Genomic DNA, 9,358 nt, shown 5'->3' with positions numbered 1-9,358 from the left:
CAGGGCCCGCCGTCCTGGCCGAGTTCTTACCAACACCTGGTTCCATGAGCGGGCATGCATGATCGCGCTTCGGAGGACCCACCCTGAACAGCCCACTCGACCAAGTCCTGTCCGTGGCGCTGCTCATCGCCGTCCTCGCCTGGGCCGTCCTGCGCCCGCGCGGCCTGCCTGAGGCCGTGCTGGCCCTTCCGGCCGCCGGGGTGGCGATCGCGACCGGGGCGATCTCGCTGGAGCACGCGCGTGAGGAGGCCGAGCGGCTCGGGCCGGTGGTCGGCTTCCTCGCGGCGGTGCTGGTGCTCGCCCACTTCTGCGACGTCGAGGGGCTGTTCTCGGCGTGCGGGGCGTGGATGGCCCGGTGGGCGGCCGGGCGTCCGGAGCGGCTGCTGACCGCGGTCTTCGCGCTGGCCTCGGCGATCACGGCCGTCCTGAGCCTGGACGCCACGGTCGTGCTGCTGACGCCGGTGGTGCTCGCCACCGCCTCCCGATCGGGCGTCCGGGCCGGTCCGCACCTGTACGCGTGCGCCCACCTGTCGAACACGGCCTCACTGCTGCTGCCGGTCTCCAACCTCACCAACCTGCTGGCGTTCGCGGCGAGCGGGCTGAGCTTCACACGGTTCGCCGCGCTGATGGCGCTGCCGTGGCTGGTGGCGATCGGGGCCGAGTACCTGGTGTTCCGCCGGTTCTTCGACGCGGACCTGACGGCACCCGTCCACTCGCCCGAGGCCGCCCCGGCCCCCGGGCTGCCGCTGTTCGCGCTGGTGACGGTGGGCTGCACACTGGCGGGGTTCGTCGTGGCCTCGGCCGTCGGCGTCTCACCGGCCTGGGCTGCCCTGGCGGGGGCGCTGGTGCTCGCCGGCCGTGCGCTGCTGCGGCGGCGGGCCACCGCGCTGACGGTGGTGCGGGCCGCCGCCCCCGCCTTCCTGGCGTTCGTGCTGGCGCTCGGCGTCGTCGTACGGGCGGTCGTCGACAACGGGCTCGCCGGCGCGCTGCACCGGGTGCTGCCCGACGGGACCGGCCTGACCGCGCTGCTGGGCGTGGCCGCGCTGGCCGCCGTCCTCGCGAACCTGATCAACAACCTGCCCGCCGTGCTGGTGCTGCTGCCGCTGACCGCGGGGGCCGGGCCCGGTGCCGTCCTCGCCGTGCTGATCGGCGTGAACATCGGCCCCAACCTGACGTACGCCGGGTCGCTGGCGACGCTGCTGTGGCGGCGGATCGCACAGCGGGACGGGCACCGGATCGGCCTCGGGGAGTTCACCCGGCTCGGCCTGCTCGCCGTGCCGGCCGCGCTGGTCCCGGCCGTGGTGGCGCTGTGGCTGTCGCTCCAGGTCGTCGGAGGCTGACGAAGCCCGGCGGCTCAGCGGCGGCCGTCCTCACCGGACCCGGGCGCCCTCGACGGCTCGGCGGTCCGCTCCGGCGTCGGGGACGGGGCGGGACCCGGGGAACCGGCGTCCGCTCCCCAGCGCACCGACTCCATCTGGGGATCGGGCTTGGAGGTGTCGATCACCCAGCGCTGGGTGTCGTCGTCCACGCGGGTCTTCACGACCAGGGCACCGGATCCGTCCGTGGCGGCGGGGGCCAGGGCGAGGTCCTGGTCCCAGCGGGGCACCAGGGCGCCCTGGAGGGTGAAGTCGTAGCGGACGTTCTTGGCGTCCGGCTCCGACGCGCCGGCGCACGGGGCCAGCCGCACCGAGTAACCGAGACGGGAGTCCAGACACAGGCCGGGGTCCGCGACGCTGCGCAGCAGCCCGTCGGTCTCGTACGTCCACTGCTGTGCGGTGGCCGAGGAGCAGTCGGTGAGCTCGGTCTCCGCGCCCGGGACCGCCTTGCCCCCGGCGATGCCGACGCACAGGTCGGAGGAGACGTTGTGCACCCGCCCCAGCAGCGCGCCCTCCGCCGCGTTGCCCGTGCCGACCCAGGAGGGGTCGTCGGCCGACGGACTCGTGCCGGAGTCGGGTGTCCCGACGGGCAGTCCCTCGCCGACCGGGGTCGTCCCGTCACCGGAGCCGCCGGTCGCCCAGAAGGCCAGCGGCAGGACGACCAGACCGCTGACGGTGAGGATGCCCACCGTGAGATTGCGGCGCCGGGCGGCGCGACGGGCCTCCTTCCGAGCGGAACGGCTGGAGCCGCCGCGGGTGGTGGCTCGGGAACCGGAGCGAACGTCAGTCGATTCGGGACCGGCGGCAGTGGTTGATTCCCGGCGGGGGGTGGTGGGTCCTGAGCGGGGGGCGGTACGAGGCTTGGCGCGCGGAGCGGTACGGGGGACGGGGGGTGTGGCGCGTGGTGCGGTGGGGGCGCGCCGCGCGGAGGGGGTGTCGGCGGTGGCAGCAGGGGTGGGCGGCGCAGGGGTAACTGTGGCGGGGACGGTGAACGCCTCACCGGGAAGTGTCCCGGGGTGGCCGACGGGGTCGGTGAATGCCTCACCGACCACTCCTGCGGGGCGGCCGGCCGGGTCGGGGAACACCTCGGCGGGCAGTCCGGCCGGGCGGCTGGCGGGGGCGGGGAACACCTCGGCGGCGATGCCCTCCGGGCGTACCGGCGGCGGGCCGACGGGATGCGGGAACACGTCACCGGTCACTTCCACGGGATGACCGACAGGACCGGGGGACATCTCACCGGTCGCTCCCCGCGGGCGGCCGGCCGGATCCGGGAACACCTCCGCGGCGATGTCCTCCGGGCGCGCATGCGCCACGCCCCCGCCTTCCGGGAACGACTCCCCGACCACTCCGCCGCAACGTGCCGCCCGGGCGGTGTCGATGTCGGTGGCGGTGTCGATGTCGGTGCCGGCCGTGCCGCTCACCCGGCTCACCACGTAGTCCCGTGCGCCCCAGCCGAGTACGCCCTCGGCCAGGGCGATACCGAGTCCCCTGTTGAACTGGTCGAGTTGGTCCGCGCCGTACCGGCAGTGGTTGCATCCCTCCAGGTGCGTCCGCAGATCGGGGTCGAGGTCGACGCCGCCGCGCCGATAGGTGACGTCCAGCAGGCGCAGATAGCGACGGCAATCCTGGTCGGGGGCGAGTTCGCGGTGGAGTTGCAGGCACTCCTCGCGCAACCGGTCGCGCGCCCGGCCCAGTTCGACGCGGGCGCCGTCCTCGTCGAGGCCCAGCAGGCCGGCGGGGACGGCGAGCGACTCGGCCTCGACCTCGGCGTGCCACAGCAGGCAGCGGGCGGACTGGGGAAGCCGCTGGAAGGCGCCGGACAGCAGACGCCGATGCGGTGACGGCAGCAGGCGGGCGGCGAGGCGGTCGTGCTCAGCGGTCCCGGACCGCAGATCGGGATGGAGCATGTCGCGTCTGTTGTCGGTGTCCCACTCGGCGGCGATACGGCGCACGGTGAGCAGGAGGTGGGGCCGCCACGCGGCGGTGGGTCCGTTCTGCCGCAGGGTTTCGCCGAAGAGCCGTGTGAAGGCCGCAGTGGTGAGCATTCCGGCGGACCGCGGGCCGTCGGTGCACAACCGGGCGTAGGCCAAGGCCGCCTCCCAGTGCCGGTCCAGCAGTTCACCGACGGGTTGGAGGGCGGGCGTCGCCCCCGTCCACTTCCTGAGCTCGCTGCTCAGTTGCTCGTCCGTCGCGGGGAACCGGCGGGCCGAATCCGAGGAATTCGACAGGCCTGCGTCTTTCACGGCATTCCTCTCAGGGACGTGCGGGGTAAAGTCCATACCAAGGGGTATGCGATCCGCCGAGGGTGCGGCGGGGATCCGTCCGTGCAGGGTTCGGCGTCCCGAACATCCGCCACGGCAGCTCTTTTGGAGCCGCGCACCGTTGGGCACGTACCGGGGGTGGCCTCGCGCATACGGAAGGAGACGTATTACCTGCACGCCGACGAGGCACACCTTTGCACAGCTCAGCGAGCCTAACAAGGGATCTCGCGCTTTCGTGCATTGGGAACACCGGAAAGCCTCTTTGACAAAGTGTCAAACACGCTCGGCAGGGAATCCCCGCTAAGGAAACGGCATTTGCGGGGCGTATTCGTCACACGGTGTTCCGCACCCGAAAACCATTGAACGACCGCCCTTGGACCAGCTCACCCGGCCCCGCTACGCGTGGTGTCATCGACCGGGGACTCCCCCGCAACCAATAGCGCGTCCCATGCTCGGCCGGAGACCTCCCGTCCGGTATGCCCCGGGCGGCATCCCGTAGCGGGCGCGGAAGAGCCGGCTGAAGTGGAAGGGACTGGCGAAGCCGGACGCGGCGGCGACGCGTTCCACGGGCAGGTCGGTGCTCTCCAGCAGGCGGGCGGCGTGACGCAGCCGCGCCTCGCGCAGCGCCCGCATCGGCGACTGGCCGAGCTGCTGGGTGAACAGGTGCGCGAAGCGGGACGGGGACAGGGCGACGCCCTCGGCGAGGGAGCGCACGGTGTGCGGTGCGCCCGGGTCGGCGTCGATCAGCGCCCGGGCGCGGCGGATGCGGGCGTCGTGGCCGGGAGAGGGCGCCGGGCTCCGCGCGGTCGTGGTCGTGAGCAGCACGACCTCCTCCAGGGAGCACAGGGCCAGTTCCCGGGCCGCGCTGCCGTGCGCCACGGCGATCTGCCCGTCCGGGGATGCGGCGGCGGGCGGGGCGTCGGTGCCGGTCCAGCGGGCGTCGGCCAGCATCCGGCCGAACGCCGCCGCCACGCGCGTGTGCAGTCCGGCCGGAGTGGGTGTGACGACATACGTCCCGTCCCCGGCCTCGTACGGCCGCAGCCAGGACGGCCAGGCCGGCCGGGCCTGGCAGTGCGCCCACCAGAACTGCCAGTGCCCGGTGCCGGGTTCGGTCCCGTACCGGTGCGGCACGCCCGGGGCGAGCACCACGAGGTCCCCGGCGGCCGCCCGCACCTCGACCCCGCCCTGACGCAGCCGACCGTGGCCACCGGTCGTCCAGGTGAACAGCCAACTGTCGGCGCCGCGCGGCCGGTTGACCCGATAGCCCGCAGGCTGCTCGAAGCGGCCGACGACGACCAGGCCCGGCGGCGGGGCGGGGTCGCCGAGGGAAGCGGGGCCGGCGAAGCCCGTGGAGTCCGGGGCGGGAGCGCCCTCCGCACCACGAGCGCCGCCCCGCCCCGCAGTCCCGCTGCCCGCAGCGGTCCTGGGCAATCGGTCAGCACGCACGGGCATCTCCCTGGAGCGACTCGGCGGCCTAGCGTGGTGGGCCGAGGACACCTGATGCGAGGAGTGCGCGCATGACAGTCACGGGCATCGGCGGCGCCGGCGGTCCCATCCTGGCCGAGGACGGGCTTGGGCACTACCGGGAGGACGGCTTCACCGTCGTACGAGGGCTGTTCGGGGCCGAGGAGATCGAGCGGCTGTGCGCCGAGTTCGCGGCACTGCGCGCGGCCGGGCCGGTGCCCGGGCACTTCGAGCCCCGCGCGTCCACCGATCCGCTGCGCGCCTGTCCGAGGGTGATGCATCCGCACGAGATCAACGACCTGGCGCGGAGCGTGCTGCTGGACGCGCGGCTGCGCTCGGTACTGGAGGTGCTGCTCGGCGAGGAGGTGCTGGCGGCGCAGAGCATGTTCTACTTCAAGCCGCCGGGCGCCCGGGGTCAGGCGCTGCACCAGGACAACTTCTACCTGCGGGTGGAGCCGGGCACGTGCGTGGCCGCGTGGATCGCCTGCGACGTCATCGACCGGGACAACGGCGGGCTGGAGTTGGTGCCCGGCACGCACCGTATGGACCTGTTCTGCCCGGAGGAGGCGGACGCCGAGCTGTCCTTCGCTCGGGAGTACGTGCCGCCGCCGCCCTGGCTGAGCGCGGTGCCGGTCGACATGGCGCCGGGTGACGTGCTGTTCTTCAACGGCAGCCTGGTGCACGGATCGCAGCCCAACCACACCGCCGACCGGTTCCGTCGCTCCTTCATCGGCCACTACGTGGGGCGTTCGGCCGAGCGCATCGGGGCCTACTACCGCACGCTGACGATGAGCGGGGAACGGGTGCCGTTGCAGGAGAGCGAGGGCGCGGGCCCGTGCGGCACGGAGTTCGCCCCGCACGGACCGCATTGACGCACCGACGCACCGACGCACCGACGGCGTTGCCCCGCCCATTGCGCGCTCGAATTGCGCGCGTGCCGCGCTCGTGGCTCAGGCCGGCTCGATCAGGTCCAGCGCCCGTTCCCAGCCGAACTCAGGCCGGCCGCCGCCCTCCCCGGCCTCTCCGGCGTACGGTTCCGCGAAGCGCACGCCCATCGCGCGCAGCCGCGCCAGGCTGTCCCGGTAGGCGGGGTGGGCGGCCAGCGCGTCGGCCACGCACGGCAGGACGGCGACGGGCACACCGAGGCCCGCGGCCTCGCACAGGGTGCCGAGGGCCAGGGTGTCGGCGATGCCGGCCGCCCACTTGTTCAGGGTGTTGAAGGTGGCGGGCGCCACGATCACGGCGTCGGGCGCCGGGAAGGGGCGCGGTTCCCCCGGCGTGCGCCAGGCGGAACGGATGGGGCGGCCGGTCTGCGCCTCGACTGCGGCGGTGTCGAAGAAACCGTTCATGGCGACCGGTGTCGCGATGACGCCGACCTGCCAGTTCCGCTCCTGCGCGGCGGTGATCAGTTTGCTGACGTCCGCGGCGATGCCGGCGGCGCAGACGACGACGTAGAGGAAGGGGTTCTCGGCCTGTTCGGTCACCCGCAAACCCTAGTGAACGGCCAGGGGTTCGCCGAAGCGGACGGGTGCGCCCGCGACTCGGCCTCCGGTCGCGGCCCGAGGGTGCGGCGGTGCGCCTTGTGGATGGGTACGTCGTCGACGACGGTCTCGCGCCGGGTCATCAGGCCGTGCCGGTCGGGAGTACCTCGTCTCCCTGGTGGCCGAGGGGGGATGCCGACGAGCCGGCCGGGCATGCTGCACCTGCCGGCGGAGGGTGCCGTGGTCTCCGCGGACATCACGCGGAGGGCGGAGCCCGCGCGGGAGGCGCGGGAGGCGGCACGAGCCTGCTGCGGGGCGCGCCGAGCACGGGCGGGCGCTCATGGCAGGTGCTCCGGCTCGGCCCCGTCGGCGTGCGGCTGCCGCTGTCAGCTCGCCGTCTCCGACACGGTGATGGCGCTGACGGGACAGGCGCGGGCCGCCTCCCGGAGCAGGGGGCTGCCGTGGCCGTCCTCGCGGCCGGGCAGGAGGGTGCTGTAGCCGTCGTCGTCCTGGGTGAACACCTCGGGTGCGGTCAGGGCGCACTGGCCCGCGCCGATGCAGACATCCCTGTCGATCTCGATGCGCATGTGCGGTCAGCCGCTTACCAGGTCACGGGGAGTTCGAGCATCCCCTGGATCGTGTCGCCCGGCTTGAAGGGGATCTCGTCGGCCGGGGCGGCCAGGCGCAGCCCGGGCAGGCGGTCGAAGAGGGTACGCAAGGCAATGTCCAGCTCAGCGCGGGCGAGGTTCTGGCCGAGGCACTGGTGGATGCCGAAGCCGAAGGCGACGTGGTGTCGGGCCGGGCGGTGCCAGTCGAGGGTGTCCGGCTCTGGGTAGACGGTCTCGTCCCGGTTGATGACGGAGGTCGAGAAGACGACGCCGTCGCCGGCGCGGATCGTCGTCCCGGCCACCTCGATGTCCTCGACGGCGACGCGCAGCATCCCGTCGGCGATCGACAGCATCCGTATCAACTCCTCGACCGCGCCGGGGACCAGCGACGGGTCGGCGCGCAACTCGGCCAGCCGGTCGGGGTTCTGGAGGAGGGTGTACGTGCCCAGCGAGATCATGTTGGCGGTGGTCTCGTGGCCCGCGACCAGCAGGATGGTCGCCAGGGCGACGAGCTGCTCGCGGTCGACGGCGCCGCCCTGCGGGTGCCGTCGGACGAGGTCGTCGAGGAGACCGGTGCCGGGGGCCTTCCGCTTGCGGTCGATCAACGCGCCGAAGTACGCCTCCAGTCGGTCGCGGGCGTCCTCCACGTCGGCGGCCGCCGGGCCGCGCAACAGCCGGCGGGACTGTGCCTCGAAGAAGTCGTGGTCGGCGTAGGGCACGCCGAGCAGGGCGCAGATCACCATCGACGGCACGGGCAGCGCGAAGTCGCTCACCAGATCCGCGGGCGGCCCCTGCGCGATCATCGTGTCGAGCCGCTCGTCCACGATCTCCTGGATGCGGGGCCGGAGCGCGACGGCGCGTTTGTAAGTGAAGTCGCCCGCGACCGTGCGCCGTTGGTCGCGGTGCTCGGGGTCGTCGACGCCGAGCAGCGCGGCCCTGCGGGCGCGGATCGCGGCGAAGCGCGCCGTGGGCATGGGGAAGCCGGGGTGCTCGCGGTTGGACGACAGGCGCGGGTCGGCCAGCAGGTCGCGGGCCACGGCGTGCCCGGTGACCAGCCAGACCTCACGGCCGTCGAAGAGGGTGACTCGGGCCAGGGGCCGGGTGGCGCGCAGCGGGCCGTAGGCGGCGGGCGGGTGGTAGGGGCAGGTCCGGTCCTGCGGGAAGGCCACGGGTGCGGTCGTGTCCGTCATGGGAAGACCTCGCAGACGAAGGGTGCGTCGTGCCGATCTTCATTAGATGCCTTGGGCACCTATGGGGCGTACACGAAGTTCGGCCAGTTCGGCGGCGAGAGCAATCTGGCCTGCCCGTCCGTGGGCCACGCGAAAACCGGTTGCCCGTACGACGCCCTGGGAGCCAGGATCCAGCCATGCCGACGATCGCTGTCCTCCTGCCGCCGTCCGCCGCCGTCCGTTCGGCGCGGTCACGGCAGCGGCCGTGTCCCGGAGGGGCGACGCCCTCGCCGTCATGACGGCCGCCCTCGTCGCGGGGCTGCTCGCGGGCTACGGCATCGCCGTGCCCGTCGGCGCCGTCGGAACCTACCTCGTCTCCCTCACCGCGCGGACGAACCTGCGTACGGGGATGAGCGCCGCCCTCGGTGTCGCCACCGCCGACGGGCTGTACGCCCTCGCGGCCACGCTCGGCGGTTCCGCCCTGGCCGGTGCGCTGCGGCCGGTCCTGGGACCGCTGCGCTGGGCGAGTGTGCTGGTGCTGGTCGCCCTGGCCGTCCTGGGTGCCGTGACCGCCGTACGGCAGTACCGCAGCCACCTGCTCGCCACCCGGTCCGCCCCGCCTCCCCCGAGCCCTGGCCGGGCGTTTCTGGGACTGCTCGGGATCACCCTCCTCAACCCCACCACGGTGCTGTACTTCGCGGCGCTCGTGCTCGGGTCCCGGGGCGCGGATGCGGCGGGGCCCGTCGAGCAGGGGGTGTTCGTGGTGGCGGCGTTCGCCGCGTCGGCGAGCTGGCAGCTGCTGCTGGCCGGTAGCGGTGCCCTGCTGGGCCGGGCGCTGACCGGCCGCCTGGGGCGGCTGGTCACGGCGCTGGTGGCGAGCGGCGTGATGGTGGTGCTGGCCGCACGGATGGCCCTGGCGCCCTCGTGAGACGGCCGAGGGACCACCGAACCGGGCGGGCTCGGGCATGAGGCGGCCGACGGGCCACCGCACCGCATGCA

8 protein-coding genes and 1 pseudogene are annotated in these 9,358 nt (G+C 73.7%); 3 read left to right on the top strand and 6 right to left on the bottom strand.

The features are described from left to right. The first annotated feature begins 83 nt into the window (after positions 1-83). Positions 84-1,340, top strand: coding sequence for an SLC13 family permease (locus ACFPZJ_RS32560; protein ID WP_381029586.1), 1,257 nt, complete (start codon positions 84-86; stop codon positions 1,338-1,340). 14 nt (positions 1,341-1,354) lie between these two features. On the opposite strand, the gene ACFPZJ_RS32555 is transcribed toward ACFPZJ_RS32560, so the two are convergent. Both ACFPZJ_RS32555 and ACFPZJ_RS32550 read right to left on the bottom strand, forming a co-directional pair. Further along, complete coding sequence (locus ACFPZJ_RS32555) at positions 1,355-3,619, bottom strand: ricin-type beta-trefoil lectin domain protein (protein WP_381029206.1); 2,265 nt, start codon at positions 3,617-3,619, stop codon at positions 1,355-1,357. Between the two features lie 426 nt (positions 3,620-4,045). After that, positions 4,046-5,089, bottom strand: a complete 1,044-nt coding sequence (locus tag ACFPZJ_RS32550) for a helix-turn-helix domain-containing protein (RefSeq protein WP_381029204.1) — start codon at positions 5,087-5,089, stop codon at positions 4,046-4,048. Between the two features lie 65 nt (positions 5,090-5,154). On the opposite strand from ACFPZJ_RS32550, the gene ACFPZJ_RS32545 reads away from it, so the two are divergent. Next, entirely contained in the window at positions 5,155-5,973 is an 819-nt protein-coding gene (locus ACFPZJ_RS32545) for a phytanoyl-CoA dioxygenase family protein (protein ID WP_381029201.1), read from the top strand. A 78-nt stretch (positions 5,974-6,051) separates the two neighbouring features. On the opposite strand, the gene ACFPZJ_RS32540 is transcribed toward ACFPZJ_RS32545, so the two are convergent. The 4 genes and pseudogenes from ACFPZJ_RS32540 to ACFPZJ_RS32525 form a co-directional block, all read right to left on the bottom strand. Further along, positions 6,052-6,585, bottom strand: coding sequence for a flavoprotein (locus ACFPZJ_RS32540; protein WP_381029198.1), 534 nt, complete (start codon positions 6,583-6,585; stop codon positions 6,052-6,054). A 56-nt stretch (positions 6,586-6,641) separates the two neighbouring features. Further along, positions 6,642-6,740, bottom strand: a pseudogene (locus tag ACFPZJ_RS32535) (DUF1348 domain-containing protein); the annotation flags it as partial. A gap of 228 nt (positions 6,741-6,968) precedes the next feature. Next, positions 6,969-7,169, bottom strand: coding sequence for a ferredoxin (locus tag ACFPZJ_RS32530; RefSeq protein WP_381029195.1), 201 nt, complete (start codon positions 7,167-7,169; stop codon positions 6,969-6,971). 14 nt (positions 7,170-7,183) lie between these two features. Next, the gene (locus ACFPZJ_RS32525; RefSeq protein WP_381029192.1) at positions 7,184-8,380 is read right to left on the bottom strand and encodes a cytochrome P450; all 1,197 of its coding nucleotides are present in this window, start codon (positions 8,378-8,380) and stop codon (positions 7,184-7,186) included. Positions 8,381-8,654: 274 nt separating this feature from the next. Here ACFPZJ_RS32525 and ACFPZJ_RS32520 point away from each other — a divergent pair, with 274 nt between their 5' ends. Then, positions 8,655-9,287: a LysE family transporter gene (locus ACFPZJ_RS32520; RefSeq protein ID WP_381029584.1), complete on the top strand. Its 633-nt coding sequence runs from the start codon at positions 8,655-8,657 to the stop codon at positions 9,285-9,287. Positions 9,288-9,358 lie beyond the last annotated feature (71 nt).

Source organism: Streptomyces bullii, from assembly GCF_042657145.1.
GTDB lineage: Bacteria > Actinomycetota > Actinomycetes > Streptomycetales > Streptomycetaceae > Streptomyces > Streptomyces bullii.
This window is presented reverse-complemented; position numbering and strand designations above follow the sequence as displayed.

Excerpts from the sequence above, each read along its gene's own strand:
- ACFPZJ_RS32545 (WP_381029201.1), top strand. The coding sequence starts at position 5,155 with ATGACAGTCACGGGCATCGGCGGCGCCGGCGGTCCCATCCTGGCCGAG.
- ACFPZJ_RS32530 (WP_381029195.1), bottom strand. The coding sequence starts at position 7,169 with ATGCGCATCGAGATCGACAGGGATGTCTGCATCGGCGCGGGCCAGTGC.
- ACFPZJ_RS32550 (WP_381029204.1), bottom strand. The coding sequence starts at position 5,089 with ATGCCCGTGCGTGCTGACCGATTGCCCAGGACCGCTGCGGGCAGCGGG.
- ACFPZJ_RS32520 (WP_381029584.1), top strand. The coding sequence starts at position 8,655 with ATGACGGCCGCCCTCGTCGCGGGGCTGCTCGCGGGCTACGGCATCGCC.
- ACFPZJ_RS32525 (WP_381029192.1), bottom strand. The coding sequence starts at position 8,380 with ATGACGGACACGACCGCACCCGTGGCCTTCCCGCAGGACCGGACCTGC.